Origin of the sequence: Acinetobacter sp. ASP199, assembly GCF_022700675.1 — a bacterium.
Classification (GTDB): Bacteria; Pseudomonadota; Gammaproteobacteria; order Pseudomonadales; family Moraxellaceae; genus Acinetobacter.
On sequence record NZ_CP062182.1, the window covers coordinates 1,557,354 to 1,582,255 of the forward strand.

Here is a 24,902-nt window from a genome sequence, read left to right on the forward strand (position 1 = left end):
CGATCTTAGACCAATCAAAATTATTCTTTTAAGGTATATCAAGTCAAAACATTAAAGCAAGAATGTGAAGCGTAATTATGTATAAGTCAGTTGAAACCTTGCTGGTTCAAATACCGACGATCCGTCCTCACAAGATGGCTGTCGCAACCATGCAAACCCAGACACTGGTCCTGGTCAAAATCACCACCGAAGACGGTTACGTGGGTTGGGGCGAAGCCACCACCATTGGCGGTTTAGGCTACGGTGAAGAAAGCCCAGAAAGTGTCAAAGTGAATATTGAGACTTACTTTGCACCGCTTCTGAAAACATTATCAGGTTTGAATGTTGCACAGACATTACAAGCAATCAAAAAGAATATTAATGGTAACCGTTTTGCCAAATGTGCTATTCAGACTGCGCTACTGGATATTCAGGCACAACGTCTGAGCCAGCCACTGAGTGAAATTCTAGGTGGACGTTTACGTAACAGCGTACCAGTGCTGTGGGTACTGGCATCTGGCAATACCGAGAAAGACATTGCTGAAGCCCAGAAAATGATTGCGGCCAAACGCCACAATATTTTCAAACTGAAAATTGGTTCTCGTCCAGTGGAACAGGATGTTGAACATGTGCTTGCCATTAAAGAGGCATTGGGCAAAGACATTTCGATCCGTGTTGATGTCAACCGTGCCTGGTCAGAGCTGGACGCGATTAAAGGCATTCAGTTACTCCAGGACGGCGGCATTGACCTGATTGAACAGCCATGTGCCATTGATAATCTGAATGCAATGCGACGTCTGACCCAGCGTTTTGATATCGCCATCATGGCGGATGAATCCTTGATGGGTCCGCAGTCTGCTTATCAGATCGCACGTCAGCATGGCTCATCAGTTTTTGCAGTCAAAGTGGCGCAGTCTGGTGGCCTGATTGAAAGCTGTGAAGTTGCAAAAGTGGCACAGCTGGCTGGTATCGATCTGTATGGCGGCACCATGCTGGAAGGCCCGGTAGGTACCATCGCCTCTGCCCATGCCTTCTCGACTTTTGAAAGTCTCGCTTATGGCACCGAACTGTTTGGCCCCCTGCTACTGATTGAAGATATTTTAAAAACCCCACTCCAGTATCAAAACTTTGAACTTGAGATTCCGAAAGGACCAGGTCTGGGTATTGAGTTGGATGAAAACAAAATTGACAACTTGCGTCGTCAATAATTCCAGGAGAATCCCATGCTTTTCCAAGTACGAATGGACGTCAACATTCCAAAAGATATGCCGTTTGAACAGGCCAATGAAATTAAGGCTGTCGAAAAAGCCTATTCACAGGATCTGCAACGTCAGGGTAAGTGGCGTCATATCTGGCGTATCACCGGGAAGTATTCAAACATCAGTATTTTTGATGTTGAAAGCAATGAAGAGTTGCACAACTTGCTACAGGGCTTGCCGCTCTATCCGTATATGAACATCGAAATTATGGCATTGAACCGCCATCCATCATCGATTCGGGATGATGACAAGTAATGAATAAATTCGGGAATGGAAATAAAAAATCCTTCCCCCCATACACCTGAGGGTAATCCAAAAGGACTTGTGGCCAGCAAGATTTAGCCAGCCAAATGAATGCTAAAACATGCGCCACTAAAATATGAAAACATACTTTAGGAGCAATAGTATGAACCGCCAAGAAATTGATGCACTGGTTAAAAAAATGAATGTCGATACAGCGACAGGACCAGTAGATGAGCGTGTACAACAAGTTGTTGTACGTTTATTAGGTGATTTTTTCCAGGCTATTGAAGATCTTGATATTTCTCAGACTGAACTCTGGAAAGGTCTGGAATACTTTACTGATGCAGGTCAAGCTAATGAATTAGGCTTACTGGCTGCAGGTCTTGGTCTGGAACATTACTTAGACTTACGCGCGGATGAAGCAGATGCCAAAGCAGGCATTACAGGTGGTACACCACGTACCATCGAAGGCCCGCTGTATGTTGCAGGTGCACCTGAGTCAGTTGGTTTTGCGCGTATGGATGACGGTTCTGAAGAAGGCAAAATTCCGACCCTGATTATTGAAGGCACAGTGACCGATACTGACGGCAACATCATTGAAGGTGCAAAAGTTGAAGTCTGGCATGCCAACAGCCTGGGTAACTATTCGTTCTTTGACAAGTCACAATCTGACTTTAACCTGCGCCGATCAATCTTTACCGATCAAGACGGTAAATATGTGGCGCTGACCACCATGCCGGTCGGTTATGGCTGCCCACCTGAAGGTACCACCCAGTTCGTACTGGACAAATTAGGCCGTCATGGTAACCGTCCATCACACGTCCATTACTTTGTGTCTGCACCGGGTTACCGCAAGCTGACCACTCAATTCAACATTGAAGGCGACCAATACCTGTGGGATGACTTTGCATTCGCTACCCGTGAAGGTCTGGTGGCAACTGCTGTAGACGTAACTGATGAAGCTGAAATTGCAAAACGTGGCCTGAAAGGTCCTTTCAAATACATTCAATTCGATATTGAACTTGTGAAAGACCAGGCTGCTGCACCAAGCACTGAAGTAGAACGTCGTCGCGCAAGCGCTTAATACACTTGAGAAGCGGGATATGCATCGAGATATATCCCGCTGACTTCCCCCTTGGAAAGTCGGAGAAAGGACATGCCTCGTATTCCCGTAATTAACACCAGCCATTTAGACCGCATTGATGAATTACTGGTTGATGATTTTGAATCTGGTGAATTTAAACTGCACCGCTCGGTATTTACAGACCAGGCTCTGTTTGACCTTGAGATGAAATACATCTTTGAAGGTAACTGGGTTTATCTGGCGCATGAAAGCCAGATCCCAAACAATAACGACTTTTATACTACGTATATTGGCCGTCAGCCGATCATCATTGCACGTAACCGTCAAGGTGAACTGAATGCCATGATCAATGCCTGTTCACATCGCGGTGCACAGTTATGCCGTAACAAGAAAGGCAATAAAGCAACCTATACTTGCCCGTTCCATGGCTGGACTTTCAATAACTCAGGTAAGTTATTAAAAGTGAAAGATCCGGCTGATGCGGGTTATTCAGACTGTTTTAACCAAGACGGCTCGCATGACCTGAAAAAGGTTGCACGTTTTGAAAATTACAAAGGTTTCTTGTTTGGCAGCCTGAATCCGGATGTTCCTTCTCTGGAAGAATACCTGGGTGAAGCCACCAAGATCATCGACATGATCGTGGGTCAGTCTGAGCAAGGTCTGGAAGTCTTACGCGGTTCTTCGACTTATACCTATGAAGGTAACTGGAAGCTGACTGCTGAAAATGGTGCCGATGGCTATCACGTCTCTGCCGTACACTGGAACTACGCTGCGACCACTCAGCAACGTAAGGAAAAAGAAGCTGGCGATAATATTCGTGCCATGAGCGCAGGTGCCTGGGGTAAACAAGGCGGTGGTTCTTATGGCTTTGAACATGGTCACATGCTGCTTTGGACACAATGGGCTAACCCGGAAGACCGCCCAAACTTCGCCAAGAAAGACGAATACACTGAGAAATACGGTGAAGCGATGGCGAAATGGATGATCGAACGTTCACGTAACCTGTGTATCTATCCAAACGTTTATTTTATGGATCAGTTCGGTTCACAAATCCGTGTCCTGCGTCCGATCTCTGTCGATAAGACGGAAGTCACCATTTACTGTATCGGTCCTGTCGGTGAGGAGCCTGAAGCACGCACCCGCCGTATCCGTCAGTATGAAGACTTCTTTAATGCTTCTGGTATGGCAACTCCGGACGATCTGGAAGAATTCCGTGCCTGTCAGGCTGGTTATGCCGGGATTGCACTGGAATGGAATGACATGTGCCGTGGTTCCAAGCACTGGATTCAAGGGCCGGATGATGCAGCCAATGAAATTGGCCTGAAACCAAAACTGTCCGGCATTAAAACTGAAGATGAAGGCTTATATCTGGCACAACACCAGTACTGGCTAGAACTGATCAAAAAAGGCATTGCGACCGAAAAAGAAATTGCTGCAAGCACTGAAGGAGAAACCGCATGAGCGACATCACTTTAGAAAATATTGCACAGTTCCTGTATCAGGAAGCCCGCTTTTTAGATGATGAGCAATGGGATGACTGGTTACAGTGCTACGCCCCTACTGCTTCTTTCTGGATGCCAGCTTGGGATGATGATGACAAGCTGACCACAGATCCACAGTCTGAAATCTCCCTGATTTATTACCCGGACCGTCAAGGCCTGGAAGACCGTGTGTTCCGGATCAAGACTGAACGTTCGTCTGCCACCATGCCGGATACGCGTACCAGCCATAACATCAGCAATATTGAAGTTGTTGAACGTGATGGCGACAAAGTAACTGTACGTTTCAACTGGAATACTTTGAGCTTCCGTTACAAAAACAGCTACAGCTACTTTGGTATGTCACGTTATGAAATCGATTTTTCAGGCGATAAACCACAGATTTTAAGCAAATACGTGGTACTGAAAAACGATTACATCAATCAGGTCATCGACATCTATCACCTTTAAGACTGTTTTATTACAGCCAGGTAAAACCCTTCAGCCAGATGGAAAATTGGCTGAAGGGTCCAGTTACAAAGATTTATATAGGATATTCAGCCATGTCAAACCACAATGTTGCACTTCAATTTGAAGATGGCGTTACACGTTTTATTTCTGTTGCCCAGGGCGAGACCCTGTCTGATGCAGCTTACCGTCAAAAGATCAATATTCCTTTGGACTGCCGTGATGGTGCTTGTGGAACGTGTCGTGCGTTTTGTGAATCAGGTTCATTTGACATGCCTGAAGAAACTTATATTGAAGATGCACTAACACCTGAAGAAGCCGCTGAAGGTTATATTCTGGCTTGTCAATGTAAGCCAACGTCAGATGCAGTGTTCCAGATTCAGGCTTCTTCAGAAGTGTGTAAAACCGAAATTCATGCTTTCCAGGGTGCGCTGGCGCGTGTCGAAAACCTGTCTGATTCAACTATTACTTTTGATATCCAGTTAGACGAAGGTCAACCAGACATTCACTTTCTGGCAGGTCAATATGTCAATGTTAGTGTTCCAGGTACAACTGAAACCCGTTCTTATTCATTCAGCTCAAAACCGGGTAATCGTCTGACTGGTTTCGTAGTACGTAATGTACCGAACGGCAAAATGAGTGAGTTCTTGAGCAAAAATGCCAAAGCTGGCGACAAGATGTCTTTTACCGGTCCGTTTGGTAGTTTCTATCTGCGCCCTGTGACCCGCCCTGTCTTGATGCTGGCAGGTGGTACAGGGATTGCACCATTCATGTCGATGCTGCAAGTGCTGGAAGAAAAAGGTTCAGAGCATCCAGTGCGTCTGGTATTTGGTGTGACCAATGACTTTGACCTGGTGGCGATTGAAAAACTGAACGAACTGCAAGAAAAATTCCCGTGGTTCGAATACCGCACTGTAGTGGCAAATCCGGAATCTGCACATGAACGTAAAGGCTATGTCACTAGCCATATTGAAAATGAATGGCTAAATGATGGTGAAGTTGATATCTACCTGTGTGGCCCGGTACCAATGGTTGAAGCGGTTCGCGGCTGGCTGGATGCTGAAGGCGTAAAACCTGCAAGCTTCCTGTTTGAAAAATTCTCTGCAAACTAATAGAGGGAATTTATTCAATGTCTAATCGTCAAAGATTTGAAAATAAAGTTGTAATCGTGACTGGTGCCGCTCAGGGCATCGGGCGCGGTGTCGCGTTGCAGGTGGCGAGTGAAGGCGCTCAAGTGGTGATGGCTGATCTTTCTCCTTATGTGGAAGAAGTTCTGGCTGAAATTGAAGCGACTGGCGGTAATGCGATTACCGTCAAAGCCAATCTTGAAACGTTTGCCGGTGCTCAATCAGTCGTTGAAAAAGCGATAGAAACCTATGGTCGTGTCGATGCGCTAATCAATAACGTCGGTGGTGCAATCTGGATGAAACCTTTCGAAGAATTTTCTGAAGAGGAAATTATCAAGGAAGTGAATCGTTCATTGTTCCCGACCCTGTGGTGTTGCCGCGCAGTATTACCTGAAATGATTAAAAATCAAAAAGGTACTATCGTTAACGTTTCATCTATTGCAACACGTGGTATCAACCGTGTGCCTTACTCTGCTTCTAAAGGTGGCGTAAATGGTTTAACGGCTGCCCTCGCATTTGAACATGCCAAAGATGGTATCCGTGTCAATGCAATCGCGACTGGTGGCACTGAAGCACCACCACGTAAAGTACCGCGCAATGCCAATCCACTGACTGAATCTGAAAAGGAATGGATGCAGCAAGTGGTTGATCAGACCATTGACCGTACGTTTATGGGACGCTACGGCACCATTCAGGAACAAGTGAATGCGATTGTATTCCTGGCTTCCGATGAATCATCTTATATGACAGGTACGGTAGTACCAGTCGGTGGAGGAGATCAGGGCTAGGGCCTGATCATCACGATTTTTAACAGGCTCATGGTTAGACGAAAGGAGGCACATCACCAATGAACACCCTGTTTCAGACTTTAAAAAATGATTGGTCAATTTCAGCGACTGTTGCAGGATTTCTAGCAGTGCTGATTTCCTATTCAGGACCACTGATCATTTTTTTCCAGGCGGCACAGCAAGCCCAGGTTTCCCCAGACATGATGATTTCATGGATTTGGGGAATTTCTATTGGTGCTGCGCTTGCAGGTATCTTTTTATCAATCAAGTACAAAGTACCTGTAGTCACTGCTTGGTCTGCGCCGGGAACGGCACTATTAGTGACGCTTTTTCCAGATATTTCCCTCAATGAAGCGGTGGCTGCCTATATCACCTCTGCTGTGGTGATTTTTTTCATTGGCATCAGCGGTTATTTCGACAAGCTACTATCCTGGATTCCCCAGGAAGTGGCTGCCGGAATGATGGCGGGGATTTTATTGCAGTTTGGTTTAGGACTGTTCACGGCTACCGATACCATGCCCTATATCGTCTTTGGCATGCTGGCGGTGTTTTTGCTGGCCAAGCGTTTCAGTCCACGTTATGCCATGGTCTGGGTACTGGTCGCAGGTGTGATTTTAAGCATGCTGCTGGGCAAGATTAATCCGGTCACGGCAGATTTCAGTCTGGCGATTCCGCAATTTATTGCACCGGAATGGACCTGGAGTTCCACCCTGAATCTGGCCCTCCCGCTCATTCTGGTCAGCCTGTCGGGCCAGTTTTTACCGGGAATGGCCATTATCAAGCTCAGTGGTTATGACATGCCGGCCAAGCCGATTATCAGTGCAACCAGTATTGCCTCGCTTGCGGTGGCCTGTGTGGGGGGGATTACTATTGTATTGGCCTCGATCACGGCCGCATTGTGTTTAGGCAAGGACGCGCACGAGCTGAAAGAAAAGCGCTATATCGCCGGGGTGGCGAACGGGCTTTTTTATATTTTAGGCGGCCTGTTTGCTGGCAGCATTGTCATGCTGTTTAGCCTGATGCCGAAGGAATTAATTGCAGCTTTGGCAGGGCTGGCCTTACTCGGAGCAATTGCCACTAATATTTCTATGGCGATGGGCAAAGAGTCGCAACGTGATGCCGCACTGATTACTTTTTTAGCAACCGCTTCCGGCATGCATTTCTTGGGACTGAGTTCAGTCTTTTGGGGGATTTGCATTGGCCTGGTAGCACATTTTCTGCTGTCACAGAAAGACCGTAATGCTGTTCCGGTTGCAACATCAGATTCAAAACGAATTTAAAGACATCCATTAGTTTAGGATATGTAAGGACCAGATTATGATAGATAAAAGTTCATTATCATTGAAAGAAACACTCTCCCAGATCAAGGATGGTTCGACCATCATGATCGGTGGTTTTGGTACAGCGGGCCAACCGGCTGAACTGATCGATGGCTTGATCGAACTTGGCGTGAAAGATCTTGTGATCGTCAATAATAATGCCGGTAATGGCGACTACGGTTTGGCTAAATTACTCAAAGCCGGTGCTGTGCGTAAAATTATCTGCTCTTTCCCGCGTCAGTCAAATTCCTGGGTATTTGACGAACTCTATCGTGCAGGCAAGATCGAACTGGAACTGGTTCCTCAAGGCAACCTCGCTTGCCGTATTCAAGCTGCAGGCATGGGCTTAGGTCCAATCTACACGCCAACAGGGTTTGGTACCTTGCTTGCTGAAGGCAAACCAACCATGAACTATGAAGGCAAAGACTACGTTTTAGAAAATCCAATCAAGGCTGATTTTGCTTTAATTAAAGCTTCTAAAGGCGACCGTTGGGGCAATCTGGTCTACCGTAAATCTGCCCGTAACTTCGGCCCGATCATGGCAATGGCAGCAGATGTAAGCATTGCACAGGTTTCTGAAGTGGTTGAACTGGGTGCACTGGATCCTGAACACATCATAACCCCGGGAATTTTTGTTCAACACGTTGTTCAAGTTAAACCTGCACAATAATTGGCATCGGAGAAAAATAATGAGCTATATCAAACTGACCCGTGACCAGATCGCTGAACGTGTGGCACAAGATATTCCTGATGGCGCTTATGTGAACCTGGGTATCGGTTTACCAACCAAGATTTCCAGCTACCTGCCAAGCGATAAAGACGTATTCCTGCATTCTGAAAATGGCCTGTTGGCGTTCGGCCCTCCTCCTGCTGAAGAAGACCGCGATCCAGAACTGATCAATGCCGGTAAAGAATTCGTAACTTTACTTGAAGGTGGTTCTTTCTTCCATCATGGTGATTCATTCGCGATGATGCGTGGCGGTCACTTAGATATTGCGGTACTGGGCGCGTTCCAGGTGGCTGAAAATGGTGATCTGGCTAACTGGCATACCGGTGCACCGGATGCGATTCCGGCTGTGGGCGGTGCGATGGATCTGGCTGTGGGTGCGAAAAAAGTCTTTATTACCACGGATCATATGACTAAAAAAGGCGAGCCAAAAATCGTGGCTGAACTGTCTTATCCTGCGACTGGCCTGAAATGTGTCGACCGTATTTATACCGATCTTTGTGTGATTGATGTGACGCCTGAAGGGATGAAAGTGATTGAGAAAGTTGAAGGTCTGTCATTTGAAGAATTGCAGTCAATGACTGGTGCCAAACTGATTGATGCGACTCAATCAAATTAAGGGGAAGTCCCTCCTTTATTAAAGGAGGGATTTAGGGAGGATTTGAGGAATAAAACTACTTCATTAAATCCATCCCGACCTCCCTTTAAAAAAGGGAGGAGTTTTCTTCTTTTAAATATGTGAGCAAATATACAATGAAAAATGCATATATTATCGATGCCATCCGTACCCCATTCGGCCGTTATGCCGGTGGCCTAGCGCCTGTTCGTGCCGATGACTTAGGCGCAGTGCCAATTAAAGCTTTGATAGAACGCAATCCAAGTGTGAACTGGGAACAGGTCGATGACGTGATTTATGGCTGTGCCAATCAGGCCGGTGAAGACAACCGTAACGTCGGTCGTATGTCTTCATTACTTGCAGGTTTGCCTTATCAGGTGCCAGCTACCACTGTAAACCGCCTGTGTGGTTCATCAATGGATGCAGTCGCGATGGCAGCACGTGCGATTAAAGCCGGTGAAGCCCATCTGATTATTGCTGGTGGTGTAGAAAGCATGTCGCGTGCCCCATTCGTCATGGGCAAGTCAGAAACAGCCTATGGCCGTAGCCAGAAGATTGAAGACACCACCATGGGGTGGCGTTTTATCAATCCGAAACTGAAAGAAATGTACGGCGTGGACACCATGCCGCAAACGGCTGAAAATCTGGCAGAACAGTTCAATATCAACCGTGAAGATCAGGACAAATTTGCCCTGACCAGCCAGCAACGTACTACAGCAGCGCAGGCCAATGGTTTCTTTGCCAAGGAAATTATTCCTGTGGTGATTCCACAGCGTAAAGGCGATCCGGTGGTTGTCGATACTGATGAACATCCACGTGCTTCAACCACAGCAGAAGCCTTGGCAAAACTCAAACCTGTGGTTAAAGCAGACGGTACTGTAACGGCGGGTAATGCTTCAGGCATTAACGATGGTGCGGCTGCACTTTTAATCGCATCTGATGAAGCGGTTGCTCAACACGGCTTAAAACCACGTGCCAAAATTATTGGATCAACCGTCGTTGGTGTTGAACCACGCATCATGGGTTTTGGTCCAGCTCCTGCCATCAAGAAATTACTGGCGCAAACCGGTCTGACTTTAAAGCAGATGGATGTGATCGAGCTGAATGAAGCCTTTGCTGCTCAAGCACTGGCATGTACCCGTGACTTAGGCATCGAGGATGGTTCAGAAAAAGTCAATCCAAACGGTGGTGCAATTGCTTTAGGTCATCCACTCGGTGCATCTGGCGCACGCTTAGTGACAACTGCACTGAACCAGCTTGAACAAACTGGCGGTCAATACGGTCTATGTTCAATGTGTATTGGTGTCGGTCAAGGCATCGCTTTGATTATTGAACGTGTTTAATCCTCACTCAAAGTCCCCCTTCTTGCGCTTCAGCTTAAAACAATACTTAAGCCTTGCTCAGGGGGATTTAGGGGGATTTATAAGATAAAGGATTCTAAAAAAATGCCAACTTTTACATCTAACGATGCTCAGATCAATTTCCAAACCTTTGGTGATGCCAGCAAACCTGCCCTGGTTTTTTCTAACTCACTGGGCACCAAATTCAGCATGTGGCAACCACAAATTGAGTTTTTCCAGCAAGACTATTTTGTCATCTGTTATGACACCCGTGGTCATGGGGTTTCCTCTGCACCACAAGGTCCATATAGTCTTGAACAGTTAGGTCAGGATGTAGTCAATCTGCTTGACCATTTAAATATTAATAAAGCCTCTTTCTGTGGCATTTCAATGGGCGGTTTAACTGGTCAATGGTTAGTGATTAACAAACCTGAACGTTTTAGCCACGTGATTATCTGCAATACTGCTGCCAAGATCGGTCAGGAACAAGCCTGGCTGGAACGTGCCGCACTGGTGCGTGAACAAGGCTTGGCTCCGATTGCATCAACGGCAGCATCACGCTGGTTTACCGATCCCTTTATCCAGAGCAACGCAGCGACTGTTGCAAAACTTTCAAACGACTTAGGTGCTGGCAGCCCGGAAGGTTATGCAAGTTGTTGCGAAGCTTTGGCTAAGGCGGATGTTCGTGAGCAACTCAAAGACATCACGATTCCTGTATTGGTCATTGCAGGCCAACAAGATCCTGTCACCACGGTTGCAGATGGTGAGTTTATGCAAGAACGTATCGCAGGCAGTCAATTGTTTGAAATTAATGCGTCGCATATTTCCAATGTCGAACAACCTGAAGCATTTAACCAAGCAGTACAAGCTTTTATTCAAGCTTAACATTCGCCTCAAAAAAGCCACGTTCAACGTGGCTTTTTTTATGGTTGGATGCTTATGCCCAAATGACTAAGATCGCTGCAATCACCACCAGTACCAAGCCCATGTGCTCTGCGCGTGCTAATTTTTCTTTAAAGAAATACGCCGAGATCAGTAAGCTAAATAAAATCTCAATCTGGCCGAGCGTTTTGACAATTGGCACACTCATCATGCTCATGGCAGTAAACCAACCGAGCGATGCCATAAAGCTACACACGCTGACGCGGAATGTAAGACCAAGACGTTGCCACATGGCAATTAAGGTTTGGCGTTTAAATAAGCCTAAATACAGCAACATGCTGATGCATTGGAAACCGATCACCATCACTAAGACCCATGCCGCACGGTGAATGGTCGGCAACATGCTGAGTTCTAAACTGGCTTCTCGTACCAATAATGACGTGATGGCAAAACTTAAACCACTACCAATTCCGATCGCTAAGGTTTTTGCGGAAAAGGTTTCGATCTGTTTGCCTTTACTCAGTAAAAAGACGGCATAGCCACCGATTAAGACCCCAAACCAAGCTAAAAGTGATAAATGATCAGATAAGAAAACGACACCAATAATGGCCGCTAAAATCGCCTCACTTTTGGCCAATCCTACCCCAATGGCGTAATTTTTTTGTTTAAACAGTTGCACCATGAGCGCCGTTGCCAATATTTGGCTCACACCCGCAATCACGATATAAACCCAAAATAATGGGCTAAAATGTACGGTACTTTCTACAGGTTTAAAGTGGTACAACGTACTGATGTAGATGGCAGCAAATGGTAAGGCAAAGATAAAGCGTGCAAGGGTCACACCCCATACATCGACTGTGGTACTCAATTGTTTTTGAAATGCGTTACGCCATGCCTGCATGAATGCAGCCATTAAGGTAAAGAAGATCCAACTGATTGCCATGTCTCATCTGCTGTTAGGTTAAAAGTGAAATAATTTTAAGCCTTTGCAGATGAGATGACTAATTAAAAAAGGGTTTGAAGTTGATAGCGGAAAGTTTGCAATTTATAACGTCATTTTATGTCGCATATCTCTTTAATATGCTATTCAAACTATTAATAATAGAGAAAAAAGGAGGCATTAAATGATTGCTAGAAAAATACATGAACTATTAAAATTAGAACTTTCGATTATGTTGTTAAGCTCTCTGGTTTTGATGGCATTGACATATTTACTTGTTGGATCCAAAGGTATTGAGGAGTTAATAGCTGGTTACAATGGAAACTTTCAAACTCCTAATCTTTTACACTACTCAATCCTTTTTGTTATCGCAATAATCTTATGGTTTTTTTACTATTTTTTTAATTATAGAAACAAGGAGTTTTTAAAAAAACTGTCATACGAGCTATTCAATACATGTATTAATTTATTGCGTATTGCTAGCGGGGTTCTTATTTCATTTACTATTCTTCATTTGTGTGTTGATGGTTGGCATAAAAATCTTTCTTTAATAATTTGCTATGGATTAATCGCTTTTAGTGAGGTTACTTTTTTTTCATATATTAGAGATTACTGGTTCTTTAAGGATAATAGAAATGATACGAAATTCTTAGTACGAAGTTAGAAAAAGCCCTTTTACAAGGGCTTTTCTGTCTTAAAATAAAAAATACCTTTGCGCCATTGGCAACACTTCCGCAGGCTCACAATTCAACAACTTACCATCAGCACGTACTTCATAAATCTCAGGATCAACCTCCATCACAGGACAGTAAGTATTGTGCTTCATATCCTTTTTCTGAATATCTCGCGTACCCTTACATGGGCTAATGATTTTATTTAAACCGAGCTTTTCATGCACGCCTGCTTCAATCGCCACCTGTGACAAAAAAGTAATACAGGTGTTATGCACACCACGGGCATTCGCGCCAAACATCGGACGATAATGCACAGGCTGAGGTGTTGGAATGGACGCATTAATATCACCCATTGGCGCTGCTGCAATCATCCCGCCTTTAATAATCATCGATGGTTTCACACCAAAGAAAGCGGGCTTCCATAAAATCAGATCCGCCAATTTACCTTCTTCAACAGAACCAATCTCATGACTTAAACCATGCGTAATCGCAGGGTTAATCGTATATTTAGAAATATAACGTTTCACGCGGTTATTATCGCGTGCAGGCGTATCACCTTCTAATGGCCCACGTTGCACTTTCATTTTATGTGCCGTTTGCCAAGTACGAATTACCACTTCTCCGACGCGTCCCATGGCTTGGGAATCTGAAGACATCATCGCGATTGCACCCAAGTCCTGCAAAATATCTTCCGCAGCAATGGTTTCACGACGAATACGACTTTCTGCGAATGCCACATCTTCCGCAATGGCAGGATCTAAATGATGACAGACCATCAACATATCCAAATGCTCATCAATGGTGTTGATGGTATAAGGACGGGTTGGATTGGTTGAAGATGGCAATACATTTGGCTGACCAATGGCTTTTAAAATATCAGGCGCATGCCCACCACCCGCACCTTCAGTATGATAGGTATGAATGGTTCGGTTTTTAAATGCACCCAAAGTATCTTCTAGAAAGCCACTTTCGTTAAGTGTGTCAGTATGAATCGCCACTTGTACATCAAACTGATCTGCCACGGTCAAACAATTATCAATCGCAACAGGCGTAGAACCCCAATCTTCATGCAATTTTAAACCCACCACACCCGAGCGAATCTGTTCAGCAATCGGTTCAGGTTGGCTTAAATTGCCTTTACCGAGTAAACCAATATTCATTGGTAGATCATCAATTGCTTGAAGCATGGTGGCAATATGCCACGGTCCTGGCGTCACAGTGGTTGCAGATGTCCCTGCTGCAGGACCTGTACCACCGCCAATCATGGTAGTTACACCTGACATCAGTGCAGTTTCAACTTGTTGCGGGCAAATCCAGTGAATATGGGTATCCACACCACCTGCAGTCAGAATCTGCCCTTCGCCTGCAATCACTTCAGTTGCCGCACCAAGTGGAATGGTAATATTAGGTTGAATATCAGGATTTCCAGCTTTACCAATTTTCCAAATACGACCGTTCTTTAGACCTACATCCGCTTTGACAATGCCCCACCAATCAACAATCAGCGCATTAGTAATGACGGTATCAGCAACATCATCTGCTAAAAGCTGAGATTGCCCCATGCCATCACGAATCACCTTACCCCCACCAAATTTTACTTCTTCGCCATAGGTGGTGAGGTCTTGTTCAACTTCAATAAACAGTTCGGTATCGGCTAAACGAACACGATCACCTACAGTTGGACCAAACATTTCCGCATAAGCACGGCGTGACATTTTCATTTAATCATTTCCTTATTCGTCCAACTTACCCATGACTCGACCTGCAAAGCCATAGACTTCGCGTTTTCCTGCCAATGCAACCAGTTCAATATCTCGACTTTGCCCCGGTTCAAAACGAACCGCTGTGCCTGCTGCAATATTTAAGCGATAGCCACGCGCTTGTTCACGGTCAAATTGCAAAGCATCATTCGCCTCGGCAAAATGAAAATGCGACCCGACTTGAATCGGACGATCTCCAGCATTGTCAACGGTCATTTTTAAAGTCGCTCTGCCCACATTCATTTCAATATCTGTGTCTGCCGTAAAAATTTCACCCGGAATCATAAGATGCTCCTAGACAATCGGTTGATGCACAGTAACGAGTTTTGAACCGTCAGGAAATGTGGCTTCGACTTGAACTTCGGCAATCATTTCAGGAATACCATCCATGACATCATCACGCGTCAATAAAGTCGTACCGTAGTGCATCAATTCACTCACGCTCATACCATCACGTGCGCCTTCTAAAAGTGCTGCTGAAATAAAGGCAATCGCTTCAGGGTAGTTCAGCTTTAAACCGCGTGCTTTGCGACGTTCTGCCACCAATCCTGCGGTGAAAATCAGCATTTTGTCTTTTTCAGTCGGATTCAGTTCCATGTCTATGTCCTAATTCTTCGATATTTTGAATGCAAAATGTGTGCAAGATATTTCTAATCTCCCTAAATCCCTCTTTTATAAAGAGGGACTTTCTCCTCCCTTTATAAAAGGGAGGTCGGGAGGGATTACGTCCGCCAAATCCTCGGAAATTCTTCATCCAAGCCATACCAATAACGACGCAAGCGCGCACGAATGGCCGCAAAAGCATCATGGCACTCACGGACGTCATCACCTAAGTAGCGTGCTGTGATCACATCATCCAAACGGGTCAATGTGACATTCACATCCATCCGCATCATCAGTTCACGGATCAGTTCGATATGCTCATCAAGATAAAAACTTGCGCGATATTGCTCAGGCGGTACAGCCCATAAACTGCCCATGACCGCACGCCCATGCATACCCAAACTTGAGCTTAACCAACGGTCTTTACCTACAAATTTCAGGCGATCTGCAACCAGTAATTTATTGCCCCGATACAACAAGAATCGACTTTGATATGCGCCATCTTGGAATTTTTCAGAACGTGCTTGGCGACCAATCACCAACATATCCCAACCAATAAAGCTCGCTGTAGTATCAAGATGAATCGTGGTATTGGAATGGGCATTTGCACCATCAAACAGCATAGTTTCTTGAGGTAGCCACTCAAAAATACCCTGTGCGTCCACGCGAATGTCAATATGCTGATAGGCCTGTTTTAAATTGGTTTTGTACCATTTTCCTGCACCGGGTGTGGTCACCAAACCATGCGCACCTGCCCCCACATGCATATCGAAACTCAGGTGATCACCACCGGCAATGCCCGCAGGTGGATGCACAATAATGGCGTGACACACCCCTGTTTTTTCAGGCCACAGCATTTTCTGCACGCGGACAGGCCCTTCATGCTTACGATGCTGTAAAACCGTACGTCCTTGGACTAGATCGGCTTCGAAACCAAGCTGTAGTCTGGCAAACCAAAACTTCGTGTTTAATTCAGGCGCTTGTTCAACATAACTATTCATGTGAAATCGGTCATTCCAAAATTGGATTAAGACTTAAACAGACCTTGTTTTTCGATAAACTCGATAATTTGCTCAAGACCATCTTTTGTTTTCATATTTGAAAATAGGAATGGCTTCTCGCCACGCATACGCTTTGCATCTTGATCCATCACATCTAGGTTTGCGCCAACCATTGCAGCCAAGTCGGTTTTATTAATGATGAGCAAGTCAGATTTGGTAATACCTGGCCCACCTTTACGTGGAATTTTTTCACCACCTGCCACATCAATCACATATAAAGTGAGATCAGATAATTCAGGACTAAAGGTTGCTGCCAAGTTATCACCACCACTTTCAATAATAATCAGCTCTAAGCCATCGAACTTTTCGCATAAATCATCAATGGCCGCCAAGTTAATTGAAGCATCCTCACGAATGGCAGTATGTGGGCAACCACCTGTTTCTACACCTACAATGCGATCCGGTGACATCGCTTCATTGCGAGTTAAAAAGTTAGAATCTTCCTTGGTGTAAATGTCGTTGGTCACGACTGCCATGTTGTAACGATGACGCAGTGCCTGACATAAATTAAGTGTTAACGCTGTTTTCCCTGAACCGACTGGACCACCAATTCCAACGCGTAATGGACTACGTTCTGACATGATTTTTTCCTTAAATTTTTATGATCTAAATAAACGAGAATATTGAGTTTCGTGATGCATGCTGAGCATGGCGTATTTGGGTAAGGCACTACTGAGTTCATCATCTTGTAGTTGCATGGCACGCTCGATCACGGCAGGAATCGCCGCGTGCAATTCCCATAAAATCCGTTGTCCACTCATTTGCCCGAGTGGCACAGTTTTCACTGCTGCCAAAACTTGATTTTCAAGCACCGCAAAAGCATAAGCCGTTAATACTTCTTCAACTTCAAGCTGTAATTCACCACAAAGCTTTGCATAAACAGGCACATAACCGAGTTGTTTTTTTACGATGACTGGCTTTTTCAGTACGTCTCGAATCCAGGCATTCAGTGAAAATGCCAATTGTTGCGACTCCGCCAATAGCTCTTTGCTTTCCCGACTGGCACGATAAATTTCAGCCCAATACTGAAATTCAGCTTCGTCGTTATAGCTTTGCATTAAGCGTTTTAAAATCGGCAATTCAAAGCGTAGTAACAACATCTCCAAGACTTCATGAAAATAAGCAATGCTACTGGCTTCATCATGAATCAAACCGGTTTCAATCGCGCTTTCTACTCCTTGTGAATAACAGTACGCACCAATCGGCAACGCCGTCGATGACAAAGTTAGCAAGCTTAAAAGCTGGGATGCTTTAATGTGCGACATGATGTAAAGCTTTAATTGGACTTAAACGATGGTCATGCTGATGTTGCGCATATGCACCACTTTCCGGTTCAAACGGATGCTCAACTTGATTCACTTGTAAGCCTAAACCCTCAACCATTTCCGCCAAGACATGATCTGGCTCAAAATACAGCGCATCTGGCGTCAGCATTAAAGGCACATGGCGGTTACCCAGGTGATAGGCTGCCTTTAAAAGATCAAATTCGTGATCTGCGGTGACCTGCATCAAGGTTTCTGGCTTGGCATTTACACGCAGCAATTCCCCATGATCTGTAGCGATGACTGAACCACTCCGTAAAATCCCGGTACGTGGCAGGTCTGCACCAATATCGGTGCCATTTTTTAGCGTAGCGCGGAAACGGCTTTTTTGACGCGTATCAAAGCTGAGTTCAATGCTTTCAATATCAGCAGCGTGGCTGGCATCTTCCAGACGTTGGGTAAAAATCTTCATCTTGGCCCTATATGCATCAATTTGATTCATCATGTTCCAAAGCAAAACAATCGATCAAAAAACAGAAAATATTGCATCAAAATAAAGCATTTATCGTGCCAAGATGGGGATTCAATTTTCTTACATAAAAATTGCGAATAATATTTCACCCATCTTCAACACAGGCTAAACTATGAGTGCGAATCACCTGTTGAGTAATTGGTTTTTTATTTGTTAAGTAGCTGAATTAATGAAATTATTTAATTAATTGGTTAAACAAGATTTTAAGTTAAATTACTCAAGCATGCAGCTTCCCTGCTTTTCACGGAGTGCACATGAAATACTTCGAATGTCCCAAATGTGAGCATCAGATCTTTTTTTACTCCACTGAATGCCATTACTGTAACAATCCGATCGGTTATATCGCCTCGGAAAAGGACATGTGCACTTTTGAAAAACGCGGTGAAGATGAATGGATTCCGCTAAAATCAGAATATCGTGCTACGCACTATAAGCCCTGCTATAACTATACCCATTATCAGGTATGCAACTGGATGATTCCGGGCGATTGCGATGAGGACTACTGCGAGTCCTGTCAACTGACCCATATTATTCCAAATCTGGACGATCCAGAGGTGATCAACTATTGGCGCCGTCTGGAACAGGCAAAACGGCGCTTTTTATATCTGACCCAGCGCATGAACATGATGCCACGTCCGAAACATTCAGACGATGATGTGTTTGGCCTGCGTTTTCACTTTCTCTTACCGATGGATGGCAAACCGGTTCTGACCGGCCATTCAAACGGCCTGATTACCATGAATGCGATTGAAGCGGATGTCGTCTATCGGGAAACTACACGAATCAATATGGGGGAAAACTACCGCACTCTTTTGGGTCATTTCCGCCATGAAAGTGGGCATTTTTATCTGAATGTCATGCAACATTTACATCCAGAATTGATTGATGAGTTTCGTGAGTATTTTGGTGATGAACGCCAGGATTATGCTGCTGCCCTGCAGCGCCATTATGAAGAAGGTGCACCAGAAAATTGGCAAGAAAAATATATCAGCACCTATGCCACGGCGCATCCATGGGAAGACTGGGCGGAAACCTGGGCGCATTATCTGCATATCATGGAAACGCTAGAAACAGCTTTCTTTGCTGGCCTGCGTGTGGATGGCAATGGTACAACCCTTGCGAGTATGTCCTTTAAAGAATGTCCGATTGGCGGCAAAGACTTTGAACACATCCTGGATAACTGGGTTACTTTGACCTTTAACCTGAATGCCCTGAATCGTAGTATGGGGCTGGAAGATGCTTATCCATTTAAGCTCACCGAGGTGGTAAAAGACAAACTGCGCTTCATTCATCGTCATGTTCTGGAAAAAGCATTTAAAGAAGATAAGTTACAATTCCTGCAATCAATATCTTCTTTATAAAAGAAGACCATTTTAAAAAGTCAATCAACAGCGAGCTCTCTAAAATTTTCAGGACTTTAGCAAATAAAGGTTCAGTTTTTAAACAATTTCATCACGATGCACGACCATAGTTTGATAGTTATTTAATCTGAAAATAATTAGGCTGTTATGGTTCTTTTTCGACACGTTAGTAAAGATAAGATGAGCAGTGTAAGACAACAGAACTTTCTTCTGCGTAAAGAAAAAATTCTTAGCATGGCTGAAAGCCTGCTTCTGGATAATATCGAAGACATTACGCTGAATGAACTTGCCAGTGAAATGGATATTGCCAAGGGGACCATTTACAAGCATTTTAAAAGCAAAAACCAGCTGTATCTGGAACTGATTATTTTAAATGAAAAGCGTCTTCTAGAGATTTCCAAACGTTTTAATACGGATTTCCGGACTTATGTATCGGAATACATGCTTTATCATTTGCACAATGCTAACCGAACCATTCTGTTGCATATGATTGAAGAGCGCCTGACCAATACAGAAAAAGGCCTGAAAGAGCTGTTTCAGGAACTGTATCAGGTTCGTGAAGAACGCATTCTGAGTATTCGTGACATTACGCGTGAATATTTAGATGCAAATAACAGTAGTATGTCTATCCGCGATTATCTGTCTTTTATCTGGACAGTCACCTACGGTGCATCCCTGTTGCTGAATTCAACCAGCTATCAAAAAGCCATTGGTTCTCGTGAACGCTTGATTGAACTGTATGTTAATCAAGCCCTGATGATTGCACCCAATACCCCTGCATAAAAAAGCCTGACACACAGGTCAGGCTTGCAGTTGTAATCGCTATTTAACTGCTACCGGTGGAAAACCGTCTTCAGTCAGTGCTGCAATGATTTCATCCTGATGTACGCCAGTTTCTATTTCAACCAGCTTTTTTTCTACGTCAATTTCAACACGTGCATGTTCATCCAGATCCTTGATGGTTGCAGTGACACTACGTGCACAACCGCCACAGGTCATATTTTCAATACGAAATTTCATGCGCTGATCTCCTAAGAAATGATTTATTTTAACTTGAAGTTTAGTGATGGCTGGAGAATGGATTTGTATCCAGACCCTGCTCAATATCTTTTAAAATTGCACAATCCGCACGCTCATCACCGGCACAACGCGCCACAGATTGTTTGAGAATTTCAACCATGGCCTGCATATCCCGGATTTTTTGTTCCAGTGTGGCGATATGTTTTTGTGCCAGCTGTTTGACTTCGCTGCTCTGCCGCACTTCATTGCGCCATAACCCAAGCAACTCTTTCATCTGATCCGAAGAAAATCCCAGCGCACGTGCATGCTGGATAAAACCGAGCATACGAATATCGGCATCATTATAGTCACGATAGCCACTTTCACTACGTTTCGGTGCAGGTAACATACCAATTTCTTCATAATAGCGAATCATTTTGGCCGAGATGCCGGAGCGTTTAGCGGCTTGTCCAATATTCATTGATCTACTCCTATGCGGATCGCGGCTGATACAGCTTTAAACGTAAGGCATTGCTGACGACAAATACAGATGATAAAGCCATTGCACCCGCGGCAAACATTGGCGAAAGCAAAATGCCAAAGAATGGATACAGGATACCCGCGGCTATTGGGATCAACGCAATATTATAGACAAAGGCCCAGAACAGGTTCTGTCGAATATTTTTAATGGTAGCCTGACTGATGCCAATCCCGGTTGCAACATGCTGCATATTGCCGGACATGAGCACTACATCTGCAGCTTCAATCGCTACATCAGTCCCAGTACCAATCGCCATGCCAACATCAGCCTGTGCCAATGCAGGTGCGTCATTAATGCCATCCCCAACAAAAGTGACAATGCCATGCTGTTTTTGCAGCATTTTTACGGCATCGACTTTTTCATGAGGTAAGACTTCGGCAATCACGTGGTCAATCTTGAGTTGTTGTGCCACCGCATTCGCCGTATGCGGATTATCGCCAGTAATCATCGCGACTTTTAGCCCCTGACGATGCAGTTCTTCAATGGCTTTAAAAGTTGTATCTTTAATCGGATCAGCTACAGCAATAATCGCTGCCAGTTGACCATTGATTGCTGCATATAAGGGTGTCTTGCCTTCCTGTCCTAATCTAGAGGCTGTTTCAGAAAAGTTTTCGGTATTTAAACCCAGCTGTTGCATCAATCGTTCAGCCCCAATCTGGATATCTTGATGATCCACGTGTGCTTTAATGCCAGCACCCGTAATCGAGTCAAATTCACTTACTTCGATTAATTCAATCTGCTGCTCTTTTGCAGCCTGCACAATTGCATAAGCAATTGGATGTTCAGACTTCGCTTCTACCGAGGCGATCAGTTGCAAAACCTGTCGTTCATTAAAACCTTCTAGCACCTGAAAATCGGTCATGACCGGCTTTCCTTCTGTCAGGGTTCCGGTTTTATCGACTGCTACCACTTTAGTTTGCTGCAATAACTGTAGAGCTTCGCCTTTACGGAACAGCACTCCCATTTCTGCCGCACGACCAGTACCGACCATAATCGAGGTCGGTGTTGCCAGTCCCATGGCGCAAGGACAGGCAATAATCAGAACTGCCACGGCGTTAACCAGTGCATAAGTCAATTGTGGCTCAGGAGCAAGCAGAAACCAGACAACAAAGGTCAGTAAGGCTAGGCCCATGACCGCAGGCACAAACCATAAAGTGACTTTATCTACAGCTGCCTGAATCGGCAGTTTGGCACCTTGCGCCTGTTCGACCATTTTAATGATCTGCGCCAGAACTGAATCTTCACCCACGGCGGTGGCACGGATTTGCAAGGTTCCATTCTGGTTAATGGTTCCACCCACTACACGATCATCAATATTTTTAGCAACAGGCACCGGTTCACCAGTCACCATCGCCTCATCGACATAGCTATGACCGGAGGTCACTACACCATCTACTGCGACTTTTTCACCTGGGCGAATTTCAATGATCATGCCCTGCTGGACTTCAGAAATGGGCAGGTCCAGCCATTGTCCACCCTGCAAGACACGCGCAGTTTTAGGCTGTAGGCCAATCAGGTATTGAATCGCCTGTGAAGTTTTACCTTTGGCACGTGCTTCCAGATAACGACCTAACAGAATCAAGGCAATAATCACGGCTGCTGCTTCAAAATAGACATGCACGGTGGCTTGTGGCAGCAAAAATGGGAAGAATGTTGCGACAATGGAGAACAGATATGCTGCCGCTGTACCCACCGTTACCAGCGAGTTCATATCAGGTGCCAGTCGCAGCAAAGCGGGAATCCCATGCTGGTAGAAACGCCGCCCCGGAAATAGCAATACCAAAGTCGTCAGTACAAACTGGATATACCAGCTGTTCTGCGTACCGATATTATGCGCAATAAAATGATGGAAGGATGGAATCAGATGTGATCCCATTTCCAGAATAAATACCGGCAATGCCAGCGCTAAGGCAATGCAAAGATCACGATACAACGAAGCTGTTTCTTCAGCTTTTTTTTGCTGGAAATTCTGCTGCTCGGCAAAATTCACTTTTGCAGTTTTGAGTTGTGCCTCGTAACCGGCTTTTTTAACCGCTTGGATCAAATCAGCAGCAATCAGGTTTGAACCAGAAACCTGTGCCATTTCAGTGGCCAGATTGACACTGGCCACAGTGACGCCTTCAACTTTATTTAGCGCCTTTTCCACCCGTGCCACGCAGGATGCACAAGTCATCCCGCCAATATTCAGTTCAAGTTTGTCTGCTTTGACATCAAAACCGGCTTTTTGAATGGCTTTGACCAATACCTGCTGCTGTAAAGAACTGACTGCAGTGATATAAGCCTTTTCAGTAGACAGATTGACATTGGCTTCCAGCACTTCAGGAATTTTCTTGAGGGCTTTTTCAATTCGGGCGGCACAAGAGGCACAGCTCATGCCTTCGATATCCAATTCAAATTTCTGTTGTGCAACATTAAAGCCAGTACGCTCTACTTTCTGGATAATCTCGGCATAGGGAATCACGCGATCGGCACTAATCGATGCCTTTTCCGTAGATAGATTGACCTGAGCCGAAATTACGCCTTCGATTTTCTTTAAAGCCTTTTCTACCCGTGCCACGCAAGAAGCACAGGTCATACCTTCAATCTGCACAGTCGTTTGGTACAGCTGAGTATTTGACAGTTCCTGCATGGCACATATCCTTCATTTTATTGATGGTTTGAATCTAGCTTATAGCTTAAACCTTCCCATGGTTGGAAGGTCAAGTCTTTATGTGAAAATAAAAAAGCCCGGATCATAAACCCGAGCTTTTAATGTATTGTCAAATACTTGCTGAAAATTATTCCGCAGAAATATCTTCAAACAATACCGATGACAGGTAACGTTCACCACCATCTGGCAGGATCACCACAATGTTCTTGCCAGCATTTTCAGGACGTGCTGCAAGTTGTGCAGCTGCAGCCATCGCCGCACCACTTGAAATACCCACCAGGATCCCTTCTTGTGAGGCCGTTTTACGTGCCCATTCCACTGCCGTAGCACTTTCAATCGCAATGACTTCATCCACTAGGTCAAGATCCAGGTTACCCGGAATGAAGTTCGCACCGATCCCCTGGATTTTATGTGGTCCAGGCGTCAATGATTCGCCACGTTTCGCCTGAGCAATGATTGGTGATTCAGCAGGTTCAACTGCAACCGAATAGATCGGCTTGTTACGGACTTTTTCGAAGTAACGTGAAATACCTGAAATGGTACCACCAGTTCCTACACCAGCGACCAGAATGTCCACATTACCGCCAGTCGCTTCCCAGATTTCTGGGCCAGTGGTTTCTTCGTGGATTTTCGGGTTCGCCGGATTTTCAAACTGTTGTGGCAGGAAATAAGTTTCAGGCTGTTCAGTCACCAGACGCACTGCTTCATCTACTGCACCTTTCATACCTTTGGCAGGTTCAGTCAGAATCAGGTTAGCACCAAAGGCTTTGACCACTTTACGGCGTTCGATACTCATGCTGGCTGGCATGGTCAGTGTAAGCGGATAACCTTTTGCTGCAGCAACGAAAGCCAGTGCAATACCGGTATTGCCACTGGTTGGTTCAACAATGTGCATCCCCGGTTTTAACTTGCCAGATTTTTCAGCATCCGCGATCAGTGCTGCACCAATACGGCATTTTACTGAAAATGCCGGGTTACGGCTTTCAACTTTCGCGAGTACAGTCGCCCCGCCTGTGATGGCACGGTTAATGCGTACAAGGGGGGTATTGCCAATTGCTTCTGCATTGTTACTGTAAACCGCTATTCCCAGATTGTTGGGTGTAGGAAATGCTGAATCTGTACTCATTAGTATATCCCTGATGTTATTAGCTTGAATGACACTATTTATCATACAAGTATTTTCAGATTTTGTAGAAAAAGTGGAATCTG

At 44.9% G+C, this 24,902-nt stretch carries 27 protein-coding genes; 15 read left to right on the forward strand and 12 right to left on the reverse strand.

The features are described 5' to 3' along the window. Positions 1 to 77: 77 nt before the first annotated feature. From IHE35_RS07300 to pcaD, 12 genes are all read left to right on the forward strand, one after another. The gene (locus tag IHE35_RS07300; RefSeq protein ID WP_242786790.1) at positions 78 to 1,187 is read left to right on the forward strand and encodes a muconate/chloromuconate family cycloisomerase; all 1,110 of its coding nucleotides are present in this window, start codon (positions 78 to 80) and stop codon (positions 1,185 to 1,187) included. Between the two features lie 15 nt (positions 1,188 to 1,202). Next, positions 1,203 to 1,493, forward strand: coding sequence for a muconolactone Delta-isomerase (catC, locus tag IHE35_RS07305; protein ID WP_242786791.1), 291 nt, complete (start codon positions 1,203 to 1,205; stop codon positions 1,491 to 1,493). 151 nt (positions 1,494 to 1,644) lie between these two features. Further along, the gene (gene catA, locus IHE35_RS07310; RefSeq protein WP_242786792.1) at positions 1,645 to 2,565 is read left to right on the forward strand and encodes a catechol 1,2-dioxygenase; all 921 of its coding nucleotides are present in this window, start codon (positions 1,645 to 1,647) and stop codon (positions 2,563 to 2,565) included. A 72-nt stretch (positions 2,566 to 2,637) separates the two neighbouring features. Further along, positions 2,638 to 4,026 (forward strand): benzoate 1,2-dioxygenase large subunit, encoded by a 1,389-nt coding sequence (benA, locus tag IHE35_RS07315; protein ID WP_242786793.1) that lies wholly within the window; start codon positions 2,638 to 2,640, stop codon positions 4,024 to 4,026. Beyond that, positions 4,023 to 4,514 carry a benzoate 1,2-dioxygenase small subunit gene (gene benB, locus IHE35_RS07320; protein WP_242786794.1) on the forward strand — a complete coding sequence of 164 codons (492 nt, stop codon included), beginning with the start codon at positions 4,023 to 4,025 and terminating at the stop codon, positions 4,512 to 4,514. Before benA ends, benB begins: the two co-directional genes overlap by 4 nt. 92 nt (positions 4,515 to 4,606) lie before the next feature. Next, positions 4,607 to 5,623: a benzoate 1,2-dioxygenase electron transfer component BenC gene (benC, locus tag IHE35_RS07325; RefSeq protein ID WP_242786795.1), complete on the forward strand. Its 1,017-nt coding sequence runs from the start codon at positions 4,607 to 4,609 to the stop codon at positions 5,621 to 5,623. Between the two features lie 17 nt (positions 5,624 to 5,640). After that, the gene (gene benD / locus IHE35_RS07330; protein WP_242786796.1) at positions 5,641 to 6,426 is read left to right on the forward strand and encodes a benzoate diol dehydrogenase BenD; all 786 of its coding nucleotides are present in this window, start codon (positions 5,641 to 5,643) and stop codon (positions 6,424 to 6,426) included. Between the two features lie 59 nt (positions 6,427 to 6,485). Further along, positions 6,486 to 7,706, forward strand: a complete 1,221-nt coding sequence (benE, locus tag IHE35_RS07335) for a benzoate/H(+) symporter BenE (RefSeq protein ID WP_242786797.1) — start codon at positions 6,486 to 6,488, stop codon at positions 7,704 to 7,706. 37 nt (positions 7,707 to 7,743) lie between these two features. Continuing rightward, complete coding sequence (locus tag IHE35_RS07340; protein ID WP_242786798.1) at positions 7,744 to 8,415, forward strand: 3-oxoacid CoA-transferase subunit A; 672 nt, start codon at positions 7,744 to 7,746, stop codon at positions 8,413 to 8,415. A 19-nt stretch (positions 8,416 to 8,434) separates the two neighbouring features. Beyond that, the gene (locus tag IHE35_RS07345; protein ID WP_242786799.1) at positions 8,435 to 9,091 is read left to right on the forward strand and encodes a 3-oxoacid CoA-transferase subunit B; all 657 of its coding nucleotides are present in this window, start codon (positions 8,435 to 8,437) and stop codon (positions 9,089 to 9,091) included. A 134-nt stretch (positions 9,092 to 9,225) separates the two neighbouring features. Beyond that, positions 9,226 to 10,431 carry a 3-oxoadipyl-CoA thiolase gene (gene pcaF, locus IHE35_RS07350; RefSeq protein WP_242786800.1) on the forward strand — a complete coding sequence of 402 codons (1,206 nt, stop codon included), beginning with the start codon at positions 9,226 to 9,228 and terminating at the stop codon, positions 10,429 to 10,431. Positions 10,432 to 10,533: 102 nt separating this feature from the next. Next, a complete protein-coding gene (gene pcaD, locus IHE35_RS07355; protein WP_242786801.1) occupies positions 10,534 to 11,313 on the forward strand; it encodes a 3-oxoadipate enol-lactonase in 780 nt (259 codons plus the stop codon). 52 nt (positions 11,314 to 11,365) lie between these two features. Here pcaD and IHE35_RS07360 read toward each other — a convergent pair whose 3' ends face one another. Continuing rightward, the gene (locus IHE35_RS07360) at positions 11,366 to 12,253 is read right to left on the reverse strand and encodes a DMT family transporter (protein ID WP_242786802.1); all 888 of its coding nucleotides are present in this window, start codon (positions 12,251 to 12,253) and stop codon (positions 11,366 to 11,368) included. A gap of 181 nt (positions 12,254 to 12,434) precedes the next feature. Between IHE35_RS07360 and IHE35_RS07365 the strand changes: the two genes are divergently transcribed. Next, positions 12,435 to 12,914, forward strand: a complete 480-nt coding sequence (locus tag IHE35_RS07365; protein ID WP_242786803.1) for a cytochrome P450 — start codon at positions 12,435 to 12,437, stop codon at positions 12,912 to 12,914. 30 nt (positions 12,915 to 12,944) lie between these two features. Here IHE35_RS07365 and ureC read toward each other — a convergent pair whose 3' ends face one another. From ureC to ureE, 7 genes are all read right to left on the reverse strand, one after another. Next, a complete protein-coding gene (ureC, locus tag IHE35_RS07370; protein ID WP_242786804.1) occupies positions 12,945 to 14,645 on the reverse strand; it encodes an urease subunit alpha in 1,701 nt (566 codons plus the stop codon). A gap of 12 nt (positions 14,646 to 14,657) precedes the next feature. Next, positions 14,658 to 14,969 (reverse strand): urease subunit beta, encoded by a 312-nt coding sequence (locus IHE35_RS07375; protein ID WP_242786805.1) that lies wholly within the window; start codon positions 14,967 to 14,969, stop codon positions 14,658 to 14,660. 9 nt (positions 14,970 to 14,978) lie between these two features. Continuing rightward, positions 14,979 to 15,281: an urease subunit gamma gene (ureA, locus tag IHE35_RS07380; protein ID WP_242786806.1), complete on the reverse strand. Its 303-nt coding sequence runs from the start codon at positions 15,279 to 15,281 to the stop codon at positions 14,979 to 14,981. Positions 15,282 to 15,406: 125 nt separating this feature from the next. Next, positions 15,407 to 16,288 carry an urease accessory protein UreD gene (locus tag IHE35_RS07385; protein WP_242786807.1) on the reverse strand — a complete coding sequence of 294 codons (882 nt, stop codon included), beginning with the start codon at positions 16,286 to 16,288 and terminating at the stop codon, positions 15,407 to 15,409. A gap of 26 nt (positions 16,289 to 16,314) precedes the next feature. Continuing rightward, on the reverse strand, positions 16,315 to 16,929 hold the full coding sequence (gene ureG, locus IHE35_RS07390; protein WP_242786808.1) for an urease accessory protein UreG: 615 nt from the start codon (positions 16,927 to 16,929) through the stop codon (positions 16,315 to 16,317). 18 nt (positions 16,930 to 16,947) lie between these two features. Beyond that, entirely contained in the window at positions 16,948 to 17,613 is a 666-nt protein-coding gene (locus IHE35_RS07395; protein WP_242786809.1) for an urease accessory UreF family protein, read from the reverse strand. After that, on the reverse strand, positions 17,600 to 18,082 hold the full coding sequence (ureE, locus tag IHE35_RS07400; protein ID WP_242789974.1) for an urease accessory protein UreE: 483 nt from the start codon (positions 18,080 to 18,082) through the stop codon (positions 17,600 to 17,602). The genes IHE35_RS07395 and ureE overlap by 14 nt, the downstream gene beginning before the upstream one ends. A gap of 314 nt (positions 18,083 to 18,396) precedes the next feature. Here ureE and IHE35_RS07405 point away from each other — a divergent pair, with 314 nt between their 5' ends. Continuing rightward, positions 18,397 to 19,503 (forward strand): putative zinc-binding metallopeptidase, encoded by a 1,107-nt coding sequence (locus IHE35_RS07405; protein ID WP_242786810.1) that lies wholly within the window; start codon positions 18,397 to 18,399, stop codon positions 19,501 to 19,503. A gap of 180 nt (positions 19,504 to 19,683) precedes the next feature. Continuing rightward, positions 19,684 to 20,286, forward strand: coding sequence for a TetR/AcrR family transcriptional regulator (locus IHE35_RS07410; protein WP_242786811.1), 603 nt, complete (start codon positions 19,684 to 19,686; stop codon positions 20,284 to 20,286). Positions 20,287 to 20,325: 39 nt separating this feature from the next. Here IHE35_RS07410 and IHE35_RS07415 read toward each other — a convergent pair whose 3' ends face one another. The 4 genes from IHE35_RS07415 to cysK form a co-directional block, all read right to left on the reverse strand. Continuing rightward, positions 20,326 to 20,523, reverse strand: a complete 198-nt coding sequence (locus tag IHE35_RS07415; RefSeq protein WP_242786812.1) for a heavy-metal-associated domain-containing protein — start codon at positions 20,521 to 20,523, stop codon at positions 20,326 to 20,328. Positions 20,524 to 20,563: 40 nt separating this feature from the next. Further along, complete coding sequence (gene cueR / locus IHE35_RS07420; RefSeq protein WP_242786813.1) at positions 20,564 to 20,983, reverse strand: Cu(I)-responsive transcriptional regulator; 420 nt, start codon at positions 20,981 to 20,983, stop codon at positions 20,564 to 20,566. A gap of 10 nt (positions 20,984 to 20,993) precedes the next feature. Next, positions 20,994 to 23,672: a heavy metal translocating P-type ATPase gene (locus IHE35_RS07425; protein ID WP_242786814.1), complete on the reverse strand. Its 2,679-nt coding sequence runs from the start codon at positions 23,670 to 23,672 to the stop codon at positions 20,994 to 20,996. Positions 23,673 to 23,820: 148 nt separating this feature from the next. Beyond that, positions 23,821 to 24,819: a cysteine synthase A gene (gene cysK, locus IHE35_RS07430; RefSeq protein WP_242786815.1), complete on the reverse strand. Its 999-nt coding sequence runs from the start codon at positions 24,817 to 24,819 to the stop codon at positions 23,821 to 23,823. Between the last annotated feature and the right edge of the window lie 83 nt (positions 24,820 to 24,902).

What these genes read in the sequence shown, in the direction of transcription:
- IHE35_RS07300 (WP_242786790.1), top strand. Translation starts at nt 78, where the DNA reads ATGTATAAGTCAGTTGAAACCTTGCTGGTTCAAATACCGACGATCCGT.
- catC (WP_242786791.1), top strand. Translation starts at nt 1,203, where the DNA reads ATGCTTTTCCAAGTACGAATGGACGTCAACATTCCAAAAGATATGCCG.
- catA (WP_242786792.1), top strand. Translation starts at nt 1,645, where the DNA reads ATGAACCGCCAAGAAATTGATGCACTGGTTAAAAAAATGAATGTCGAT.
- benA (WP_242786793.1), top strand. Translation starts at nt 2,638, where the DNA reads ATGCCTCGTATTCCCGTAATTAACACCAGCCATTTAGACCGCATTGAT.
- benB (WP_242786794.1), top strand. Translation starts at nt 4,023, where the DNA reads ATGAGCGACATCACTTTAGAAAATATTGCACAGTTCCTGTATCAGGAA.
- benC (WP_242786795.1), top strand. Translation starts at nt 4,607, where the DNA reads ATGTCAAACCACAATGTTGCACTTCAATTTGAAGATGGCGTTACACGT.
- benD (WP_242786796.1), top strand. Translation starts at nt 5,641, where the DNA reads ATGTCTAATCGTCAAAGATTTGAAAATAAAGTTGTAATCGTGACTGGT.
- benE (WP_242786797.1), top strand. Translation starts at nt 6,486, where the DNA reads ATGAACACCCTGTTTCAGACTTTAAAAAATGATTGGTCAATTTCAGCG.
- IHE35_RS07340 (WP_242786798.1), top strand. Translation starts at nt 7,744, where the DNA reads ATGATAGATAAAAGTTCATTATCATTGAAAGAAACACTCTCCCAGATC.
- IHE35_RS07345 (WP_242786799.1), top strand. Translation starts at nt 8,435, where the DNA reads ATGAGCTATATCAAACTGACCCGTGACCAGATCGCTGAACGTGTGGCA.
- pcaF (WP_242786800.1), top strand. Translation starts at nt 9,226, where the DNA reads ATGAAAAATGCATATATTATCGATGCCATCCGTACCCCATTCGGCCGT.
- pcaD (WP_242786801.1), top strand. Translation starts at nt 10,534, where the DNA reads ATGCCAACTTTTACATCTAACGATGCTCAGATCAATTTCCAAACCTTT.
- IHE35_RS07360 (WP_242786802.1), bottom strand. Translation starts at nt 12,253, where the DNA reads ATGGCAATCAGTTGGATCTTCTTTACCTTAATGGCTGCATTCATGCAG.
- IHE35_RS07365 (WP_242786803.1), top strand. Translation starts at nt 12,435, where the DNA reads ATGATTGCTAGAAAAATACATGAACTATTAAAATTAGAACTTTCGATT.
- ureC (WP_242786804.1), bottom strand. Translation starts at nt 14,645, where the DNA reads ATGAAAATGTCACGCCGTGCTTATGCGGAAATGTTTGGTCCAACTGTA.
- IHE35_RS07375 (WP_242786805.1), bottom strand. Translation starts at nt 14,969, where the DNA reads ATGATTCCGGGTGAAATTTTTACGGCAGACACAGATATTGAAATGAAT.
- ureA (WP_242786806.1), bottom strand. Translation starts at nt 15,281, where the DNA reads ATGGAACTGAATCCGACTGAAAAAGACAAAATGCTGATTTTCACCGCA.
- IHE35_RS07385 (WP_242786807.1), bottom strand. Translation starts at nt 16,288, where the DNA reads ATGAATAGTTATGTTGAACAAGCGCCTGAATTAAACACGAAGTTTTGG.
- ureG (WP_242786808.1), bottom strand. Translation starts at nt 16,929, where the DNA reads ATGTCAGAACGTAGTCCATTACGCGTTGGAATTGGTGGTCCAGTCGGT.
- IHE35_RS07395 (WP_242786809.1), bottom strand. Translation starts at nt 17,613, where the DNA reads ATGTCGCACATTAAAGCATCCCAGCTTTTAAGCTTGCTAACTTTGTCA.
- ureE (WP_242789974.1), bottom strand. Translation starts at nt 18,082, where the DNA reads ATGAAGATTTTTACCCAACGTCTGGAAGATGCCAGCCACGCTGCTGAT.
- IHE35_RS07405 (WP_242786810.1), top strand. Translation starts at nt 18,397, where the DNA reads ATGAAATACTTCGAATGTCCCAAATGTGAGCATCAGATCTTTTTTTAC.
- IHE35_RS07410 (WP_242786811.1), top strand. Translation starts at nt 19,684, where the DNA reads ATGAGCAGTGTAAGACAACAGAACTTTCTTCTGCGTAAAGAAAAAATT.
- IHE35_RS07415 (WP_242786812.1), bottom strand. Translation starts at nt 20,523, where the DNA reads ATGAAATTTCGTATTGAAAATATGACCTGTGGCGGTTGTGCACGTAGT.
- cueR (WP_242786813.1), bottom strand. Translation starts at nt 20,983, where the DNA reads ATGAATATTGGACAAGCCGCTAAACGCTCCGGCATCTCGGCCAAAATG.
- IHE35_RS07425 (WP_242786814.1), bottom strand. Translation starts at nt 23,672, where the DNA reads ATGCAGGAACTGTCAAATACTCAGCTGTACCAAACGACTGTGCAGATT.
- cysK (WP_242786815.1), bottom strand. Translation starts at nt 24,819, where the DNA reads ATGAGTACAGATTCAGCATTTCCTACACCCAACAATCTGGGAATAGCG.